The organism is Paenibacillus faecis, assembly GCF_008084145.1.
Lineage (GTDB): Bacteria > Bacillota > Bacilli > Paenibacillales > Paenibacillaceae > Fontibacillus > Fontibacillus faecis.
Genome location: NZ_VSDO01000001.1, coordinates 1 through 18,299, shown reverse-complemented (window position 1 = coordinate 18,299; position 18,299 = coordinate 1). Strand labels below are relative to the sequence as shown.

The window sequence follows — 18,299 nt, the reverse complement described above, 5'->3', positions numbered from 1 at the left end:
CCGCGAGATGGAAGGGTGGTGATACTAACAGTTTGTCCGATGTAGAACGGCGGTATAGGCATTATGTTTTCGTTATAAAATGATGAGGAGTGAAAAAACATGAAATACAGCTATTTGGGGCGTTCGGGCTTAAAAGTGAGCCGCCTTTGCTTGGGGACGATGAATTTCGGGGTGGACACGGAAGAGCGCGAAGCGTTTAAAATCATGGATGCCGCGGTAGACGCGGGGATTAATTTTTTCGATACGGCCAACATCTATGGGTGGGGCGAAAACGCGGGCAGAACCGAGGAAATCATCGGAAAATGGTTCGCCCAAGGCGGGGGCCGGAGAGAGAAAGTCGTTCTGGCCACCAAGTTTCACGGGGAGATGGCCGACCCGAACGACGGGCCCAACAAAGCACCCGGGCTGTCCGCCTATAAGATGCGCCGCCATTTGGAGGGTTCGCTCCGGCGGCTGCAGACGGATCACATCGAGCTGTATCAAATGCACCATGTGGATCGCAACGTGTCATGGGACGAACTGTGGGAAGGCTTTAACGTAGCTTTGTACCAGGGAAAAATCGGGTACGTCGGCTCCAGCAATTTCGCCGGCCGAGACCTGGTGAAGGCGCAGTACGAAGCGAAGGCGAAAGGCATGCTCGGACTGGTGTCCGAGCAGCACAAATTCAGCCTGCTCTGCAGATTGCCGGAGCTGGAAGTGCTTCCGGCCGCCGAGGAGCAGGGCATCGGCGTGATCGCCTGGAGCCCGCTGGACGGCGGCCTGCTGAGCGGGCATGCGCTGCGCCCGGTGCCGGGCTCGAAGCGCGCGAACGATCCCGCCCGCGTGGAGAAGCATCGCGGGCAGTTGGAGGCGTTCGAGCGGTTTTGCCGCGAGCTCGGCGAAAGCGAGGCCAATGTGGCGCTGGCCTGGACGCTCACGCGTCCGGCCATGACCGCGCCGATCATCGGCCCGCGGACGCTGGAGCAGCTGGAGTCCGCGCTGCGGGTAGCGGACATCCAACTGGGCGATGCGGAGCTCCGGCGGCTGGATGAAATCTTTCCGGGGCCGGGCGGGGAAGCGCCGCAAGCTTACGCCTGGTAGGCGGCCATCCCGTAAGACGGCACTTGTGCCCGTCGGAGGTTCTTCCCGGCATCCTCTTGGATGCGGGAAGGACTTCTTTTTTTGCCTTCATGCCTAAAAAGTTGGAAAATAGGTTGACCTTCACGTAACGTTAAAGTGTACATTGAATTTGTCGGGAGGAGATCACATGGAATACACCATTCAGAAGCTCGGGCAGTTAGCGGGAGTCAGCACCCGGACCTTAAGGTATTATGATGAAATCGGCATTCTTAGGCCGGCCAGAATCAATTCGTCGGGATACCGGATATACGGTCGGGAGGAAGTGGATCGGCTGCAGCAGATTTTGTTCTACCGGGAGCTCGGTTTTTCCCTGGAACAGATCGGATCCATTGTCAATGACCCCTCCTTTGACGGGACCCGCGCTCTGATCGAGCACCGTGAACGACTCCTGGAACGAAGACAGCAACTCGACGCGTTGATTGCCAATGTGGATAAAACGATTGCGATGAAGGAAGGGAGATTCAAGATGACGGATCGGGAAAAATTCGAGGGCTTCAAGAAGAAGCTGGTTGAGGATAATGAAAGGAAATACGGCGAGGAAATCCGCGAGAAATACGGCGTGGATACGATGAACCGTTCAAACGCCAAGGTATTGAACATGACGGAAGAGGAGCATCATGAATTGCAGCGTCTGGAGCGGGAGATGTTCTCGGCCCTGCAAGCGGGAATGGAGGCCGGGGATCCGGCAGGCGAGGCGGCGCAAAAAGCGGCGGATTTGCATAAACGTTGGCTTACCTTTTTCTGGGACTCTTATTCCCCGGAAGCGCATGCCGGATTGGTTGAAATGTACGTGGCCGACGAGCGTTTTAAAGCGTATTACGACAATCAGGGTTCCGGAACGGCCGAGTTTCTGCGCGACGCCGTACTCATTTACACCGGAGCGAAAAACTGACGATTTGCTGAACCGCCGACCGATTATTCGCGATATCATTGTTTCCGCCTCCTCCTTTGGGTTATGATATTAGTTGGATTGTGAAAGAGTTCTCTAATCGAGGTGGAAGTCCATTGAAAACGGTCGTGATCATCGGCGGCGGAATTACCGGTCTGTCCGCGGCTTATTATTTACAGAAAGACATACGTTCCCTGGGGCTTGAAGCCCGGGTTGTATTGATCGAAGCCAGTGAACGGCTCGGCGGGAAGATTCATACGGTACGCCAAAACGGTTTTTTTATGGAAGCCGGCGCCGATTCGATCGTCGCCCGGAAGACAAATACGGCCCCTCTTGTGGAAGATCTGGGCCTGGCTGAAGAAGTTGTCTATAATGCTACGGGCAAATCTTACATTTATACCGAAGGCCGATTGAAGCTGATTCCGGAGGAAGCGGTCTTCGGGATACCGCTCAGCCTGGAAGCACTGGCCAATAGCGAGCTGATCTCGGCGGAAGGCAAGGTTGAAGCGTTGAAAGATTTTTACACCCCGAATGAGACGTTTACGAAAAACGACTCGGTGGGGAGTTTTCTGGAAGCCTTCCTGGGCAAGGAAATGGTGGAGAAACAAATCGCGCCGGTGTTATCCGGGGTGTATTCCGGTAAGCTGAGCGAACTCACGCTGGCTTCCACTTTGCCCTACCTCCTGGATTATAAGAACGAGTACGGCAGCATCATGAAAGGCCTGGCCGAAAACCGTCAGACCTTTAAGGGAAGCGGGGACAGGAAATTCTTCTCCTTTCGGGACGGCGTTTCCGCGTTGGTGGATCGGATCGAAGACAAGCTGGAGGATGTGGAACTGCTGAAGGGGATTTCGGCGCAAGCGATTTCCCGTGCCGGGGGCCGCTATCAGCTCCGGCTTTCGGACGGGAGCGAGAGGGAAGCCGATTTTGTTGTGGTCGCCACGCCGCACACCGCGGCTCAGGCTTTACTCAAGGATGGCCTGCTTGACGAGGATTTTTCCGGAATGCGCAGCAGTTCCATGATTAGTGTCTATTTGGGCTTCGATCTCCCCGACGGGGAATTGAAGGTCGACGGAACCGGCTTTATCGTGTCGCAATCTCCGGATGTCGTTTGTGATGCCTGCACATGGACCAGCCGGAAATGGAAGCATACGTCAAGGGACGGCCGTCTGCTGGTCCGGTTGTTTTACAAAAGTTCCGGACCGTCCTTCGAATGGCTTCAAAGTCTTTCGGAGGATGAACTTCTGGACACGGCTCTTAAAGATGTGGCCGCCAGCTTGGGTATTCGCAGCGAGCCGGTTACCCACATCGTAACCAAATGGCTGGATGCCATGCCGAATTACCATATTCGGCACCACGAGCTGGTACAGTCGCTGGAGCGAAAAATCGCCACCGCCTATCCCGGCGTTTACTTGGCGGGATGCTCTTATTACGGGGTCGGCATTCCAGATTGCATTGCCAACGGGAAACAAATCGCCGGTGAAATCGCCGGACGGATGGCTGAACGGGGGACGGTCTGAAATTTTTTATGGAAATATCGATATTCCCGTTTCATCCGCCTGGGGCGGGGTAAAGTAATAACAAGTGGGAAGTGGTAAAAGGAAAACACCAGACGGATGTCATGTTCCATGTCGATCCGGAAAGGCAGTTGATTTACCATGAACTCTCTTGCAAAAAGGAAGAGACGAAAGAAACTGCTTCGTTTCTTGTCGGGTAGAATACCCTAGCCTTTGGAAGATTGCTTAACATTTAAATATCGCTTCCCACAACAGAGGACTCTGCGGTTTTCAATCGCGGAGTCTTCTTCATGTTTGGGCGATCGCGCAGGACGAGGCTATTTCATCAATTTCGCCGCCCCCGTAACTTGGCGGGGCAAGCTCGAATATGATCAAATATGGCGGTACAGGCGAAGCGGGAGGTGAGCGTCTAGGGATATGAAAGACCTGCTTTTGTATGACGTGGAGTGGTGGATACTCGGAAAAACGGCAAAAACGATCCAGCGGCATCATCCCGCCCTCGATATCATGTCCGCCAGGGAACTGGACGATTATCTCCGGGAAAAGGGCAGTGCCGCTTTAAATGCGGAGTATCGGACGATTTCCGCGATGTGTCTCGGGATCGCCGCGTACGCCATCTTTAAACATGTGCGTATCGATTCCTCCGCAGCCGTCTCTTATTACTACTTCAGTAAAAACTACGAAACTTATCGGGAGTGGCAGGATGAACTGATTCCGGATCCGGAATTTTTGCGGCTGGTGATCCCGAGAATTTCCAAGATCGGCAGCATGAACCACAGGCTCGCGGAGAAGTTGAAGCAACTGGCGCCTCGGGCTGATATTGAGTATATCGGTCATTTTGTGGACCATGGCCTGTTTCGTCCCGACGAGCGTCCGAGATCTTCGGACGAACCTCTGGTTGTCGGGTGGGCGGGAGATCGGAACAAACGGTCCAAGAATTACGATACTTTGTTCGTCCCCATTCGCCGCCATTTTGAGCGGGATGCCATGGTGCGGTTTTTGGATACCCCGGGCCGGTATGCCCATGAGGATATGCCTTCCTTTTATCATTCCATCGATCTTCTTCTGATCACGTCCTCGAACGAGGGAGGCGGGGCCACGGCGCTGGAGGCGTTTGCCTGCGGCAAGCCGGTCCTTTCCACGGATGTCGGTTACATCCGGGAAGCCGCGCCTTCCGCCGCTCACGAACTGATCCTTCGCAGCGACAGCCCGGAGGCTTACATCGGGACAATTGACCGGTATAAAAAGGAGAGAACGGCTCTGCAAAACCTGGGTTTACGATGCCGGCAACAGATCGAAGACCATTGGAGAATTGATCAGGGGGCAGCCCGATGGATCCGGGTCCTGTTCGGTTTATGACGAATTACGGCGTATTACTATATGGAAACGGGGAGGATGACATTGACTGCCGAACAATACGTTACGACCGAGGTACCTATCGAGCTGGTGTTTACGGATGTGGATGTACGCACGGCGAAAAAAGAGTACACGATCCCCTCTTTTACGGAAGAGTGGTTTACCCACCATAAACTCCATTCCGACATCTCGTTGATGCGGATGGAGCCTCATCGAGAGTTGTTCCGCTATTTTTACGGCGAGTCCGGAGCCTCACCCGAACCCTATTTGGCTTGGTACGAGCGCATTCACCACCTTAGAGGCGTCGCGCCGCCGATGGACCGGGAAGGCCTGCTAAATCAGAAGCGGATGGAATACGTAAATATGCGCTCCTATCTGCAAAACGACCCGGGCTATTTCACGGAGAATCCTCCGCTCGTTACCTATCGTACGCCGGGGAGATTTAATATTCAAGACGGTCATCATCGGGCTGTTTTTCTGTATTGTTCCGGTTTAAGGCGAATCCCGGTCCGGATGACCCGTGCGGATTATGAAACCTGGCTGAACCCCGAGGCACTGGAAGACACGGTGCAGATGGTAGCTTTGCAGCAAAGGAATCTCATTTATACGCCGATCCTGCATCCCCATTTCTACGGAAAGAGAAGCGAGCGGGATGAATTTTATAAAACCAGGCTGGATGTAATTCTGGAGTACCTGGGCTCCCGGGACTTGAAACGAACGAAGGTGCTTGATATCGGCTGCAATATCGGTTATTATGCCCGTCACTTCACGCGTGAAGGCGCTCAGGTGACCGGCATTGAGCCCGACCCGCTGCATGCGGAATTGCTGATGCGGTTGAACCGGTTGGAGCGGGCTGAATTTGAACTGGTTCGCGAACCATTCGAGCGTCTCGTCGGACTTCAGGGATACGAAATCGGGATTCTGCATACGGTATTTTACCACTTAATGGGGGATTCCGGCCTCAGCGAACGATTTCTTAGTACGCTAGATTGTGCGGTTCATGGATTGCTGTTCTGGGAATCCGGTGACCGGATCGAAGAGGAGAAATCCCTGTTGTTCAAGCATACGGGGTTTGAAGAGTACGTAAAGCTGGCGGATACGTTCGGAACGGGAAAGTACCGCGAACTCGGTGTCTTTCTGAAGCGGCCGAGATAAGTTTGGAGGGATGGACATATGTTTCAGGATGTATCCGTACTGATGCCGTATAAGCCGGATGACGGGCCTAGAGATCAGGCCTTTCAATATGTCAGGCGGTTCTATGAACGCATGCTGCCGGGGGCGCAGTTATGCATCGGCGAAGACTTGGATGAACCTTTCAGCAGATCAAAGGCGATCAATCGCGCCGCTTCTCAAGCCAAAGGACGTGTTTTTGTCATCGCGGACAACGACCTTGTCTATAATCCCGAGCTTCTGCTTCAATCTGTGCAGCTCCTGAGTGCGGACCGTTGGGTCATTCCGTTTGCGCGAATCAACCGTCTGTCCAAAGACGTTTCGCATCGGCTCGTACTGGAAGGGAGCGGCAGTTGGCCGCTGCCGGTTCAACCCGATACAAAACCGGCCGAAGCGTCTTATTTCGTAGGCGGGATGAACGTGCTGCTGAGGCAATCCTTTGAAAGCGTTGGCGGTTATGATGAGCGCTTTATCGGTTGGGGCGGTGAGGATGAAGCGTTTGCCTACTCCGTGGATACTATGGTAGGCAAACACATACGCCTGGAAGGGGAATTGTTTCATTTCTGGCATCCCTTTGTCGGCCCCGGCGGGAATCCGCACTATGACGAGAACTACAAGCTTTACTTGCGTTATAAAGCCGCGTGGGGGAATGAGAGGGAGATGCGCCTGCTGCTTGAGGAGAAACGCAAAAACATGTAGAAGAAAAGGAGCAGATGGGGAAGATGGGAATGAAATTATCGGTGATTGTTCCTGTCCTGAATGAAGCTACGTTCGTTCCGCTGTATTTGGAGAGCGTGGGCGCTTATGCCGATGAGATCATTATGGTCGACGGAGGCAGCACGGACGGCACGCTTGACATTATTGAAAGCTTTCAACAACGGAGTTATCCGATCGAATTGTTCGCTATGCCGCAAACCGGTCTTCCTTATACGGAAGATTGGGATGAATCGCGGGTGCGCAATTTTTTGATCGATCAGGCCACCGGAGACTGGATCATGAATTTGGATATCGATGAAATCGTGGATGACCGGTTTAAGGAAGCACTTCCGGAATTGATGAGCCGCCAGGAGGTGCATATCTACCAGTTTCCCTTCGTGAATTTCTGGGGAGATCCCCAGACGCTGCGCGTGAACAGTCCCGGGGATGAAAGATGGTCGAATGATATTACCCGGATGTGGCGTTCCGGCATCGGCATCCGTTACCGCGACGAGAAGCACCATTGTACGCTTGAGGGACCCGGAGGCCAAAGCATTTGGCAGATTCCGCGAGGCAGGGTCGAAATCCCCATTTACCATTACCATTACGCCTTGGGGAAAAAAATCAAGTTTAACGATAACCGGCGCGGCGACGTCAATCTGCATGAGAATCAGGGCGAAGCGGATTGGAATTACGCCCATCCCGAGTATACGATTGCCACCACGGAATTTAAAGGGGAGCACCCGGCTGTGATTCGGCGTTATTTGCAGCAGTCGGTCCACGATAGCTAATCGAATCGAAAGAGAGTAAAGCCCTCCAGCGTATAGGATTGCCGTTTTGGCAAATAAACGCGCCGGAGGGTTTTCGCATTTAGCTGGAGCTTTGAACCAAGGGGCGGAATTCGAGCGCTTCCTCCTTTAGCCGTCGGGCAAAATCGGCCGGATCGCGGAACACCCATCGCTCCAAGTCGGGCAGGGCGGCGGAGAGTAGTCCGAGCCGGTCTTCGGGATAGGCGAAGCTGTCGGCGATAAGACGTTTGGCTCTAACGGGGATCGGTGCCGGCTCGCCGCAGTAGATCACGGCGTCCAGGTTCGCTTCCGCCAGCAAATCCATCCGGTTCGTCAAATAAAGCAGATGCCCGCCTTTTCGAAAGCCCATGATAGACCGGTTATAATGGCGGAGGGTGTTAATAATCAGGAGACAGTTTTGACTCGAAGCGAGCTCCCTGACGAGGTATTGCCATCGCGCGGCCTGCGCCGTCCATTTATTTTCACCTAAAATCAGAATGCAGGGGACGCCGGCCTCACGGATTCGTTCCGCTGTCTGACCGGGAGTTTCCGTCAAAGCGAAGAGGTTGTCTGGCCGCGAAGGAGTCCGCCAGGCTTTGCCCCATTTCCGCTCGAAATAGCTTTTGTTTTTCTCCCAAAGTTCGTTATAGACATCCGGCTGCATTTTCCGCATGGTGGCGCTCCCGTGGTGATACACAAAGGCATCCTCCACCACAACCAGACGATATCCGGCGGCCCGCACCCGCTCGCAGTAATCGTCATCTTCGAACATCCCGATGCCGTAGCCGGTATCCAGCGGACCGACCTTCTCCCAAACCTCCCGTTTCATAGCCACGCAAAAAAATCCCAGCAAATCGGTGGCTCTTGCGCGTCCCTGGTTAAAGCGGTAAAAATCCTGAAGCCAATCGGGATGGGCTCCGGAGGCCGGGTTCCCCACGAAATGGTCCAGCGCCTGGTCATTGCCGACAAAGTTGGACATCGGCCCGGTCATTCCGACGTCGGGATGTTCCCGCAGTGGACGGAGGAGGCGGGTAATCCAAGTGCCATCCGGGACGATCGTATCGTTATTGAGCAAAATGTAGTATTTTCCCGTCGCCAGCTCGATTCCCCGGGAATTTCCCGCGGCGAAGCCCAAATTCCGCTTCGAAAGTATGATTTTAATTCGGCGGTCCCGAATCCCTCCCAATCGCTGGGCAGTTTGATCGGTGGAGGCGTTGTCAACCACGACGATCTCCAGATTGGGATAATGTCCGGGGCGGAGAAGGCTGCGCAAACACTGCTGGGTATACGACCAATTGTTGTGGGTCACGACAATGACGCTAACTTTGGGATACATTTGTTGAACGATGAGTTCGTGAATGTCCGCGTAACGCTGCTCCCAGGAATGCCTGCGGGCAAACTCCCGGCACTCCTTCTCCCGTTCGGCGGTTTTGTTTCTCAATGCGGTTTGAATGGCCTGCTCGAAAGAGACCGGGTCCGCAGCCATCTCGACGAGTTGGGGGGACACCGCAGCGACCTCGGGCAGTTCCGTGGAAACGACCGGTTTGCCTGCCGCCAGATATTCATAAAGCTTGACCGGGTTGGTCGCCTTCGTCAGACGGTTCTGTTTAAAAGGGATCATCGCAACATCGAATCGGCGCAGATACCCGGGGAGTTGGTCATAAGGTTTTTCGCCGAGCAGCAAAACATTCTTCAAACGCTCCACTTTTGAAATATCGCAGCCGAAGGTATGCCCGATGAGGATGAAAGTCCAATCTTTTCTTTTTTCCGCCAATTCCCGAATCAGATCGATGTCAAACCAGTCGGAGATGGCGCCGTAGTAGCCGATCACCGGGCCGCGGATCTCTTCCAGTTCGGCAGCCGTCGGAACCTGGGCCGTCTGGGCAAAATGGCCGACATCCGCCGCATTGCGAAGCAGGGACGCATCGGGACGGAGACTTTGAAGCTTCTCCAGAAGTCCTTGAGAGGAGGCAAGCACCAAGTCGGCGCGGCGGATCATTCTTTCCTCTAGTTGCAGCATGGAAGCAGCGTTTGTGGAGAACCCCTCATGGTCGTCCATGCAATCATAAACGGTCGTGTGCTGCGTCAAATTTTCAACGAGCGGTAACCAAAACGGAAGATCCACGATGGACACCATCTCGGTGATGCCGAACTTCTCCTTGACGACTTCGACGGACAGACGCAAAAAATCCACGTCCCTTGGACTCATTTGGTCCTGATACAGGTTGAGTCTGGCGTGGGAGCAAAGGGTTACGTTCCACACTCTCGGCGCGATTTTTTTGATTTTGACATAGCGTGCGAGTTCCTCTTTGGTTACGGCTTCCAAAGGGAGCGGAATCATTTCCGTCGTGACGTAAAAAACGCGATGCCCCTGGTTGGCAAACTGTCGGGATATCTGCTGCGGACGCTGCCATCGGAAATGCCAATCAATCACCGGGAAGCGAAAAACATCATACAGCTCGCTAGTTGTACCGCCGCGGTTCCCGGATAAAGGGGGAGATATTGCCGGAGGGACGGCGTGCGGGACGGTCTCCCGCGGAAGTATTTCTCCGGCTCCTGCCCTTAAGTGCGCCGATATCCCGGCTTTCATGGAAAGTTGGTTTCGAACCGGTTCGCCGATGCGAGTTTCTTTTGTATTCAACAGAGCTCTCCTCCCTAAACCAATGTCTAAGTTAAATTATGAGGGAAGCGGAGTCTCCGCATGGGGCGAAAGCCCGCCTGCCTAAAATATCCGGCAATTCACTCCCCGCAATTCACTTCGCGCTTAGGCCTTTTCCTTATCTTTGCCAAGATAGGTTGCCGTACGGAGGCGAATGACATAAGTTACCGTATCAAAGTGAGGAGGTAGGAAACGTGAGAGTGTTATGGGGGAAAACGCATGTTTCGGATTACGGAAAACCGGAACACAAGAGACGGATATTGAAGCGTAAACCCAAACTGGGGATATGGACGGGGAAACGCGGCAAAGTTCGTCATAGTCTAAAGCGCAAATTTATTCGCCTAAAGTTGCAGGTCGGTCAACTTAACGGAAATGTGAGTGAACTGAACGTCCGGGTGAACACCTTGCAAACGCAGGTCAGCCAGTTGGCGGCCCAAACCGCGGCCAAACCGCAGCCGCCGTCTCCTCCAGCACAGGCACCGGGCACAGGAGCAGGAACCGGAGCGGGGACGACTACCGGCGGAAACGCCGTTCAACATACGGGAAAAACGAACGATAGCTTAACACGTGGAGGAGGCGGCGCTCAAGACTCACTGGAAAACGCAAATGCCCGGATTACCGCATTGCATCAATTAGTCGACGGCATCCTTCGGCAAGTTAATTCGCAGCAGCGGCAAATCGATGACGCTTTTTCCAACATCAACGCCTTGAGACAGCAGGTTCAACAATATACGGGGCCAGAGGAAGAATACGAGGGGCTCATTACTTTGCTGACTCCTTTGTTAAATACAAGCATAACGATCGACACCGCCGCCGGCCCGATTTTCGGTACCTTGGTGGCGATCGGGTTGGACTATATCGAAATTGTGGAACCGGACGGCAGCATTGTTCTCATTCCGTTTGATCAAGTTTTATCGGTATCTTAAGTGGTGAAATAGAGGAGGGCGTAAAGCGAATGGATTTCGAACAAAGGTTAAGTGCATTTATCGGAAGATCAATTGAGGTGATCTTCACCAACCAATTTTTGCAGGGTCAGATTCTGAATGTTTTCGACGAGACGTTTGTCGTCCAGGCCGAGAGCTCCAATTATATTCCCGAGCCTCGTCAGGTCACCGTGGTCTCGAACAATGTGATTTTCGTGCGGATTCCGCAGTAGTGCATAAAGAGCTTATTCCACTAATAGAAGTCCAACTTATCCCGCATCCAGGACTCCCATTTAATGTAGGTCTCTTGCCGCTGCCGATGCGTAATGCTCCCTCTTCTAATCCGTCTGTGATAAAGAGGTTTGGGGACAAAGGAAACTGGAGATTGCCGCACGATGCGAAGGAGCAGCTCCAGATCTTCGTAAAGTCGTCCGGCAAACGGGGCTGCCGTGTTCCAGCCTCCGAGCTCTCTTAACATCGCGGTTTTGAGCAGTCGCGGAGCCAAAGGTTCCGCCCGGATCAACAGATCTTCGGGCTCATGACGGGAGCTTGCCGGGAAACGGAACGAAGCACCAGCTGTTTGTTCGCCCGCTCCTGCCATTGTACATGCTGCGCCCAAACGACGGCAGCGTCCGGCATCGCTTCGGCTCCTTCAAGCAATTCGGCGCAGCACCCGGGCGCAAGCCAATCGTCGGCGTCCAGTTCAAGAACCCATTCTCCTCGAGCTTCTCGGAGAGCTTGATTCAGCGCATGCGACTTACCTCGATTTTCGGGCAATGTAAGCCCGCGAATCCGCGAGGTGATCCCGGAAAGCCGCTGGATGATTTGAGCCGTATCATCGGTCGATCCGTCATCCACGAGGATCAGCTCCCATTCCGAGAAGGATTGGGCCAGCACGGAACGTACGGACCAAGGCAAATAGGCACCGTCATTATAGGAGGAGATGACGATACTGATTCGCGGGGGTTGGCGGTGGGAGTCGTGGCCCACCGTCTCATCGTCGTGATCATTAGCGAGCAGGAGCGGGAGAATCCATTTTCGCGTTTCGGGCTCTTTAAGCCAAGGAGGCGGCGGCAATGGACTCGGGATCAAGAGCTCTTCGCGGAGCGGCCGCCATTTCCATTTTTGGGAAACTTGATGCTGCTTATCGATGAAAAGATACTGATCGAACGGGCATTCGGACCGGGTTGGAAATCCGGGGAAATGGCCGCTCCAAACCGCTTCTTTTCGCCAAAGTACAGGACCGCGGGGAACGGATGCTTCCGGAAGGAAACTCGAGGGGCTTCCTGAAGCATCGTCCAGAACCGCTCCCGCCGTATCGCTATGAACGGTACGGAGCCAGTGTTCCAATTGTCCGGCCAACGCCGGCTTGACGATTTCTCCGGCAATGAACGTAAGGAACCAGTCTTCGCCGGATGCGGCCAAGGCGTTGTTGATTTGTTCCCCGCAGTCCCCGCCTTGAACCGTCGAGATGACGATAATCTTGATCCCGGGCAGAACAGAGAGCAGGGAACGTTCGGTCTGCCGATATAGATAAGGCGGTGTATCTCTCGCTAATATAAACGCCAGCATCGATGTCACCTTTGTATTGTTTTTTTCAGGATATGCATATATCGACAGGGATGCCCCCGCCCCAACCGGTTTAATTCGGGATTCAACCTAAAAAAAAGATCATGATTAACGCTAATCTTAGGGATCAGGCGTTACATGATCTTTTTTGGTTAGAGCAGCGGCTAAAGCATTATGCCCAGTTTCCTTTGCGGAATACAGGCTCGATCGTACCGTCTTGAAGTTCGCCGTCGATCTCAAGCTCGGCCGATCCAATCATGAAGTCGACGTGAGTCAAACTGACATTGGCCCCTTTTTGCAGCAGTTCTTCTTTGGTGAGCTTTGTCCCCCCCTTGATATTGACGGGGTAGGAGCTCCCTAAGGCAAAGTGGCAAGAGGCGTTCTCGTCGATCCCCGTATTGTAGAAAACCCGGTTCATTAAAGAAATCGGGGAATGATGGGGCACCAGGGCCACTTCGCCCAGATAGGAGGCGCCGTCGTCCGTAGCCAAGAGGGCGGTTAGATGCTCACGCCCGGTTTCGGCATCATATTCCGTGACCTTACCGTCCTTGAAGGTCAAGCGAATGCCTTCAACCAACCGTCCGTTTAAATTCAGCGGGAGCGTGCTCGTCACCGTCCCGTTTACTCCGGTTCTGAGCGGCATCGAATAAATTTCCTCCGTAGGCATGTTGGCCACGAAGTATACGCCGGATTCGTTATGGTCTCCTCCGCCAAGCCATAGATGTCCTTCGGGCAGTTCGACCTTCAGGTCCGTTCCCGGCGCGCGGTAATGCAGGCTCTTATACCGCTTTTTGTTCATATACTCCTGTCTTTCCTTAAGTTCGGCAATATGTCTTCGCCAAGCCTCAATGGGATTTTCGTTTTCGCTGACACGGTTCATCCGGAAGATCGCTTCCCACATCGCCTCAATCCGTTCGTTTTCGGGCAGGTCGGCGAACACCTTGTTGGCCCAGGCCCGAGTCGGAGCTTTGATCAGCGACCAGCTGATTTTGTTGGTTCGGATATAGCCCTGGAATTTCTCGCGAGCCACCGCCGCTGCTTTTACGGCTGCAGCGACTTTGCTGCCGTCCACGCCGCTGAGCAGCATCGGGTCGGGAACCTTGATGTTCAGCAAAGCGCCGCCTCCCTCGGCCAATTGTTCAACCATGTCCGCCTGCCATTTCGGATAGTAGCCGAAGGAATCGTCAGGCGCTTTCTCGTAACGCATTTTGGTAATTGCCTCGTCATCCCATTCCACCTGGACGTATTTTGCCCCGGATTCATAGGCTTTGGCGACGACCAGGCGGGTAAATTCAACGGTCTCCAACGGTGCTTGAACAATCAAAACCTGACCGGGCTGTATATTCACGCCCACTTTTACAACCAGTTCGGCGTATTTCTCCAGTAAAACTTCAAAATTCTTCACAGATGTGTCCTCCCCGATAATTCTTCTATCCAATCCATTATATAGGAAAGGGGAGAGGCGTAGCAAAATAGGGCATTCAGGAATTACTCCCGTTGTTCATTGGAGTTATAATGGTAGGTAACCCGGACACCGAGCGTGTAGTAACTTTCCTCACGGTAATGGCCGTCCGGGCATTTTTTGACGTGGCATACGGGTTCCCGGTCTGCGGCGAGCGGTTTTTGGCATACGGGACATTTGGGGGCAAACCATTTTTTGAACAGACCGGACATCCGTTAATTCCTCTTTTCTGATTAATTTACTTGGTATTATTATAACGGATTCGATTCGGTTCGTATATGGCTTTTATAAGGGACGTGATCAGCATTTTATTACTACTTGTCATGGTTCTGCTTGGAGTGGCGGGATCGTTTCTGGCGGGCATGTTCGGGATCGGCGGGGCGATCATCAATTATCCTTTGCTGCTTTTTGTACCTCCGGCTCTGGGGCTTGCCGGGTTTACCACGCTGGAAGTTTCGGCGATCAGTATGTTTCAGGTGTTCTTTTCCGCCTTGTCAGGAGTTTTTGCTGTGCAACTAACGCGTAGAAAGAAGCCGGAGTCTCCGGGAGTTCACCGAAAACTTGTAATTTATATGGGAACGAGCATACTGGCCGGAAGTTTGCTGGGCGGACTAGCCTCCGGTTTTGTTGCCGGGAATCTTATTAATCTAACCTATGGCATACTTGCAATTTTGGCTATGGCCTTGATGTTGGTCCCACCGAGGGGAAACGCTCCGGAGATCGGGGAAAACGCGGATTTTCCCGCATATGTAGCCATGGTTCTGGCCTTTCTCGTCGGGATTGCCTCGGGGATCGTGGGGGCCGGCGGGGCGTTCCTGCTCATTCCGATTATGCTGACCGTTCTGAACATACCGGTACGGACAGCGATAGCCTCCTCGTTGGCGATTGTCTTGTTGTCGGCCGTAGGCGGAGTTGCCGGAAAGCTAGCGGCGGGCGGAATCCCGGTCCTGCCCACCGTATTTTCGGTTATCGGCTGTTTGATCGGGGCGCCGCTCGGCTCCCGGGTTGCGGCCAAAATGGATACCGGCGTCCTTCGGTACGGCTTGGTGGCCATCATCGCCGTCACCGCCGTAAAAGTGTGGTCCTCCGTTCTTTTTTAAAAGGGTATAATCCGCGCCGGTTTGCTTCAAATTAGGATTACAGGATGAACCAAATCCATATCCTTAGGAGGCTATAATGAAAGAAAATCCCTTTTCCAGTTTGCAATCGCAGAACCCGATTTCGCAGGCTCAGGAATCCGTCGAAAATGTGCGTCGCGCTGTAAATCAGGCACAGTCCCATCCGAGAGAGGAGACGATTCAAAACGCCCGCAACGCGATTAAAAAGGCGGAAAACGCCATCGCACAAGCCGAGGGACGCATGAACCAGGAACCGATCGATCGGGCGAAGGAAAGTCTGGAGCAAGACCGCGCGGATTTGGAACATGTGGAAAATCAGTTTAAATAAATGTATGATAGCCGTGGATACCTTAAATGAAGGAGTGTGAAATTCATGGCTCTACAGTTGAATTCCTATTTAACCATGGATGGTAGTGCGAGGGAAGCGATTGCCTTCTATATACAAGCGCTGAAAGCCGAGGTGCTTTTCATCCAAAGCTTTGGTGAGATGCCGGAAAATCCCGAGTTCCCGCTGCCGGAGGAAGTGAAGGAACGCATTTCGCATGCGACCTTAAAGGTAGGAGACTCGGTCCTGATGTTCTCCGACTCTTTTCCCGGCAATCCCCCGCAAAAAGGAAGCATGCTTTCCATCTGTATAACAACGGATGATTATGCGGAGTCCGAACGGATCTTTAACGCGCTTCAAGAAGGCGGAGAGGTGGAGATGCCGCTGCAGCAAACGTTTTTCAGTCCGGGCTACGCCATGGTTACCGATAAGTTCGGCGTACTGTTCCAAATCTTTACCAAGAGTCCGCAATAGGACTTGAAGCAAGAGGGGACTGTAGGACAAACTGTCCGAAAAATCCGCGGGTAACGCGGATTTTTTGCGTTTTATGCTTTTTATTGAAAAAAAGAGTTGCTTAGGGAGGAAGGATCAGGTAATATAAAATCAAAATTAGTGATTGGTCAATCAATAACAATTCCGGCGAGTTGCATTAACTCAGGAATGAAGGAGGTACCAAACCATGGCAAAGAGAGCGGCCTCGGCCAATCGGCGCACCGACATTGTTAACGCAGCGATTGAAGTATTTGCGGAAATCGGGTATTACCGGGCAACCACCGCGCAAGTGGCGGAACGGGCGGAGATTTCGCAGCCGTATGTTTTCCGTTTTTTTAATAAGGAGACGTTGATGGTCGCCGCGTTGGAAGTTTCATTTCAAAGGATACAGCAGGCTTTTGAGCGTACCATTCAATCGGCGGGTAAAGAGCATTTGGAGGCAGGCTTAATCCGGGACTATGAAGGAATTATGGAGAGACATCGGAATGAGATCCTGCTCCAGATGCAGGCGCAGACGATTCAGGAGGAACCGATCCGCGAAGCGATGCGTAAAGGGATGGCGGAAATCCATCACATAGTTTTGCGTGCGTTTGAAGAAGCGGGAATCGAGCAGCCGCAATGGCGAACCGAAAATTTTATGGCCAGAGGCTTGTTGTGTAATTTGACGATGGCTTTGGATCTTCCGCAGCTGATGAAAAAAGATCTTGGTTGAGGGGATCTTTTTTAAAAGAATTTGTGATTGATCAATCACTAACAAAAATTATATATCAATTGAAGGGAGTAATGTTAAGATGAAAAAAGCGATTGTATTGGGTGCGACCGGGGGCGTAGGCCATCCATTAACCGCCGAGTTGGTCAAACGGGGAGTAGAAACTATTGCGTTCGGGAGATCGATGGAGAAATTGAAGAGACTCGAACAAGAGATCGGTCCTACCCCTTTGTTGAGTTTGTATACTGGGGATGCGTTTCGGACGGAGGACATCGTGAAGGCTGCCGACGGGGCGGATATTATTTTTCATAGTGCCAACATCCCCTATCATGAGATGGAGACCCGCCTGCTGCCTTTGGGCGAAGCGGTAATGCAGTCCGCCGAACGTCTGGAGGCTAAAGTGGTGGTTGTCGACGGGATATACCCTTACGGCAGAAGAACCGTGGAAAAAGCGACGGAAGAACACCCCAAAAATCCGCATACCCGCAAGGGGAAGACCCGTCTAGCCTATGAGAAGATGATTCTAAGTTCACGTTGGGAAAAAGCTCGCCCGCTGATCGTCCGGCTGCCCGATTATTACGGGCCCACAGCTCAAGCTTCATATCTTTCCTTAACCATGCAGGCCATTGCGGCCGGTAAGGGTACCGTTTTTATCGGTAACATGAAGGTCCCTCGGGAATATGTTTACCTGCCCGACGCGGCTAACATGATCGTAAATATTGCGGAGCGGGATGCCTCTTACGGACAAAACTGGCACATTCCCGGACCGGGGCTGCTTTCGGGGCGCGAGCTGGTCGGATTCGCCCAGAACGCCAGCGGACGAAAAAAATCGGTGGTTCCGATGGGGAGGATTAGCCTGACCCTGGCGGGGTGGTTTAATCCGGTGATGAAAGAGGTTGTTGAGATGCTTTATTTGACGGAAGAGCCGTTTGTCCTGAGCGGGGAAAAATATGAAAAGCATATCGGACCTCTCGTTTGGACCCCTCACGAAAAAGCGATTCGCGATACCATTGTGGCGCTACAGGAGCAGTTGTAAAAAACAAACGCGGTAAATTATGAATCATTTTCCTTGGATATCTTTATATATGGATATCCTTTTTTGTTCGTGGTAAGATAAGTGTCCGGTCGGTTGTGGCGAAGCTTTTAGGAACGATTTGAAGCATCGAAACTGAACCTTCTGGAAAAAGTTATCACTTGTAGGTGGTTGCGGAATATGATATATTATTACTCCGGCCGCTTCGACGGCGGCACGGTAAGCAAACTGGTAAGAATTAGTTCTTGCAATCAGGTTTGCTGATGTGATAAGATATAAAAGTTGCCGCTGATGAGGCGATAACGAAATGAACGAAGTTGATCTTTGAAAACTGAACAACGAGTGAGTATTAAATGAGAATTAAAATTCTCGTCAGTTTTTTAAATGAGCAAGTCAAACACTTTATTGGAGAGTTTGATCCTGGCTCAGGACGAACGCTGGCGGCGTGCCTAATACATGCAAGTCGAGCGGAGT

The 18,299-nt window shown here is 52.7% G+C and carries 19 protein-coding genes and 1 rRNA gene; 15 read left to right on the top strand and 5 right to left on the bottom strand.

The features are described from left to right. Nucleotides 1-99 precede the first annotated feature (99 nt). The 7 genes from FRY98_RS00100 (at nt 100) to FRY98_RS00070 (ending at nt 7,538) form a co-directional block, all read left to right on the top strand. Nucleotides 100-1,080, top strand: a complete 981-nt coding sequence (locus FRY98_RS00100; protein WP_148449559.1) for an aldo/keto reductase — start codon at nt 100-102, stop codon at nt 1,078-1,080. A 166-nt stretch (nt 1,081-1,246) separates the two neighbouring features. Then, nucleotides 1,247-2,011, top strand: coding sequence for a MerR family transcriptional regulator (locus FRY98_RS00095; RefSeq protein WP_148449558.1), 765 nt, complete (start codon nt 1,247-1,249; stop codon nt 2,009-2,011). 113 nt (nt 2,012-2,124) lie between these two features. Then, nucleotides 2,125-3,528 (top strand): protoporphyrinogen oxidase, encoded by a 1,404-nt coding sequence (hemG, locus tag FRY98_RS00090; protein WP_148449557.1) that lies wholly within the window; start codon nt 2,125-2,127, stop codon nt 3,526-3,528. A gap of 414 nt (nt 3,529-3,942) precedes the next feature. Continuing rightward, complete coding sequence (locus FRY98_RS00085; protein ID WP_148449556.1) at nt 3,943-4,884, top strand: glycosyltransferase family 4 protein; 942 nt, start codon at nt 3,943-3,945, stop codon at nt 4,882-4,884. Between the two features lie 42 nt (nt 4,885-4,926). After that, nucleotides 4,927-6,036, top strand: coding sequence for a class I SAM-dependent methyltransferase (locus FRY98_RS00080; RefSeq protein WP_249043302.1), 1,110 nt, complete (start codon nt 4,927-4,929; stop codon nt 6,034-6,036). An 18-nt stretch (nt 6,037-6,054) separates the two neighbouring features. Beyond that, the gene (locus FRY98_RS00075) at nt 6,055-6,750 is read left to right on the top strand and encodes a galactosyltransferase-related protein (RefSeq protein ID WP_148449554.1); all 696 of its coding nucleotides are present in this window, start codon (nt 6,055-6,057) and stop codon (nt 6,748-6,750) included. Nucleotides 6,751-6,773: 23 nt separating this feature from the next. Continuing rightward, a complete protein-coding gene (locus tag FRY98_RS00070) occupies nt 6,774-7,538 on the top strand; it encodes a glycosyltransferase (RefSeq protein WP_225040907.1) in 765 nt (254 codons plus the stop codon). A 79-nt stretch (nt 7,539-7,617) separates the two neighbouring features. Here FRY98_RS00070 and FRY98_RS00065 read toward each other — a convergent pair whose 3' ends face one another. After that, nucleotides 7,618-10,176: a glycosyltransferase gene (locus FRY98_RS00065; RefSeq protein WP_148449553.1), complete on the bottom strand. Its 2,559-nt coding sequence runs from the start codon at nt 10,174-10,176 to the stop codon at nt 7,618-7,620. Between the two features lie 212 nt (nt 10,177-10,388). Between FRY98_RS00065 and FRY98_RS00060 the strand changes: the two genes are divergently transcribed. Continuing rightward, entirely contained in the window at nt 10,389-11,120 is a 732-nt protein-coding gene (locus tag FRY98_RS00060; protein ID WP_148449552.1) for a hypothetical protein, read from the top strand. A 29-nt stretch (nt 11,121-11,149) separates the two neighbouring features. Next, nucleotides 11,150-11,350: a hypothetical protein gene (locus FRY98_RS00055; RefSeq protein ID WP_148449551.1), complete on the top strand. Its 201-nt coding sequence runs from the start codon at nt 11,150-11,152 to the stop codon at nt 11,348-11,350. A gap of 20 nt (nt 11,351-11,370) precedes the next feature. Here FRY98_RS00055 and FRY98_RS00050 read toward each other — a convergent pair whose 3' ends face one another. The 4 genes from FRY98_RS00050 to FRY98_RS00035 all read right to left on the bottom strand — a co-directional run bounded on the left by FRY98_RS00050 (nt 11,371) and on the right by FRY98_RS00035 (nt 14,360). Continuing rightward, nucleotides 11,371-11,622 carry a glycosyltransferase family protein gene (locus FRY98_RS00050; protein WP_148449550.1) on the bottom strand — a complete coding sequence of 84 codons (252 nt, stop codon included), beginning with the start codon at nt 11,620-11,622 and terminating at the stop codon, nt 11,371-11,373. A 14-nt stretch (nt 11,623-11,636) separates the two neighbouring features. After that, on the bottom strand, nt 11,637-12,689 hold the full coding sequence (locus FRY98_RS00045) for a glycosyltransferase family 2 protein (protein WP_148449549.1): 1,053 nt from the start codon (nt 12,687-12,689) through the stop codon (nt 11,637-11,639). Nucleotides 12,690-12,858: 169 nt separating this feature from the next. Further along, complete coding sequence (locus FRY98_RS00040) at nt 12,859-14,091, bottom strand: aminopeptidase (RefSeq protein ID WP_148449548.1); 1,233 nt, start codon at nt 14,089-14,091, stop codon at nt 12,859-12,861. 83 nt (nt 14,092-14,174) lie between these two features. Further along, on the bottom strand, nt 14,175-14,360 hold the full coding sequence (locus FRY98_RS00035; protein ID WP_148449547.1) for a hypothetical protein: 186 nt from the start codon (nt 14,358-14,360) through the stop codon (nt 14,175-14,177). Nucleotides 14,361-14,447: 87 nt separating this feature from the next. Here FRY98_RS00035 and FRY98_RS00030 point away from each other — a divergent pair, with 87 nt between their 5' ends. The 6 genes from FRY98_RS00030 to FRY98_RS00005 form a co-directional block, all read left to right on the top strand. After that, nucleotides 14,448-15,248 (top strand): sulfite exporter TauE/SafE family protein, encoded by an 801-nt coding sequence (locus tag FRY98_RS00030; RefSeq protein ID WP_148451125.1) that lies wholly within the window; start codon nt 14,448-14,450, stop codon nt 15,246-15,248. 76 nt (nt 15,249-15,324) lie between these two features. After that, on the top strand, nt 15,325-15,594 hold the full coding sequence (locus FRY98_RS00025; protein WP_148449546.1) for a hypothetical protein: 270 nt from the start codon (nt 15,325-15,327) through the stop codon (nt 15,592-15,594). Between the two features lie 45 nt (nt 15,595-15,639). Then, a complete protein-coding gene (locus tag FRY98_RS00020) occupies nt 15,640-16,065 on the top strand; it encodes a VOC family protein (RefSeq protein WP_148449545.1) in 426 nt (141 codons plus the stop codon). Nucleotides 16,066-16,270: 205 nt separating this feature from the next. Then, complete coding sequence (locus FRY98_RS00015) at nt 16,271-16,795, top strand: TetR/AcrR family transcriptional regulator (RefSeq protein WP_148449544.1); 525 nt, start codon at nt 16,271-16,273, stop codon at nt 16,793-16,795. Between the two features lie 79 nt (nt 16,796-16,874). Further along, a complete protein-coding gene (locus FRY98_RS00010; protein ID WP_148449543.1) occupies nt 16,875-17,828 on the top strand; it encodes an NAD-dependent epimerase/dehydratase family protein in 954 nt (317 codons plus the stop codon). Nucleotides 17,829-18,227: 399 nt separating this feature from the next. Continuing rightward, nucleotides 18,228-18,299, top strand: a 16S ribosomal RNA gene (locus tag FRY98_RS00005); the annotation flags it as partial.

What these genes read in the sequence shown, in the direction of transcription:
- FRY98_RS00015 (WP_148449544.1), top strand. Translation starts at nt 16,271, where the DNA reads ATGGCAAAGAGAGCGGCCTCGGCCAATCGGCGCACCGACATTGTTAAC.
- FRY98_RS00025 (WP_148449546.1), top strand. Translation starts at nt 15,325, where the DNA reads ATGAAAGAAAATCCCTTTTCCAGTTTGCAATCGCAGAACCCGATTTCG.
- FRY98_RS00100 (WP_148449559.1), top strand. Translation starts at nt 100, where the DNA reads ATGAAATACAGCTATTTGGGGCGTTCGGGCTTAAAAGTGAGCCGCCTT.
- FRY98_RS00095 (WP_148449558.1), top strand. Translation starts at nt 1,247, where the DNA reads ATGGAATACACCATTCAGAAGCTCGGGCAGTTAGCGGGAGTCAGCACC.
- FRY98_RS00020 (WP_148449545.1), top strand. Translation starts at nt 15,640, where the DNA reads ATGGCTCTACAGTTGAATTCCTATTTAACCATGGATGGTAGTGCGAGG.
- FRY98_RS00055 (WP_148449551.1), top strand. Translation starts at nt 11,150, where the DNA reads ATGGATTTCGAACAAAGGTTAAGTGCATTTATCGGAAGATCAATTGAG.
- FRY98_RS00075 (WP_148449554.1), top strand. Translation starts at nt 6,055, where the DNA reads ATGTTTCAGGATGTATCCGTACTGATGCCGTATAAGCCGGATGACGGG.
- FRY98_RS00045 (WP_148449549.1), bottom strand. Translation starts at nt 12,689, where the DNA reads ATGCTGGCGTTTATATTAGCGAGAGATACACCGCCTTATCTATATCGG.
- FRY98_RS00070 (WP_225040907.1), top strand. Translation starts at nt 6,774, where the DNA reads ATGGGAATGAAATTATCGGTGATTGTTCCTGTCCTGAATGAAGCTACG.
- FRY98_RS00010 (WP_148449543.1), top strand. Translation starts at nt 16,875, where the DNA reads ATGAAAAAAGCGATTGTATTGGGTGCGACCGGGGGCGTAGGCCATCCA.
- FRY98_RS00035 (WP_148449547.1), bottom strand. Translation starts at nt 14,360, where the DNA reads ATGTCCGGTCTGTTCAAAAAATGGTTTGCCCCCAAATGTCCCGTATGC.
- FRY98_RS00085 (WP_148449556.1), top strand. Translation starts at nt 3,943, where the DNA reads ATGAAAGACCTGCTTTTGTATGACGTGGAGTGGTGGATACTCGGAAAA.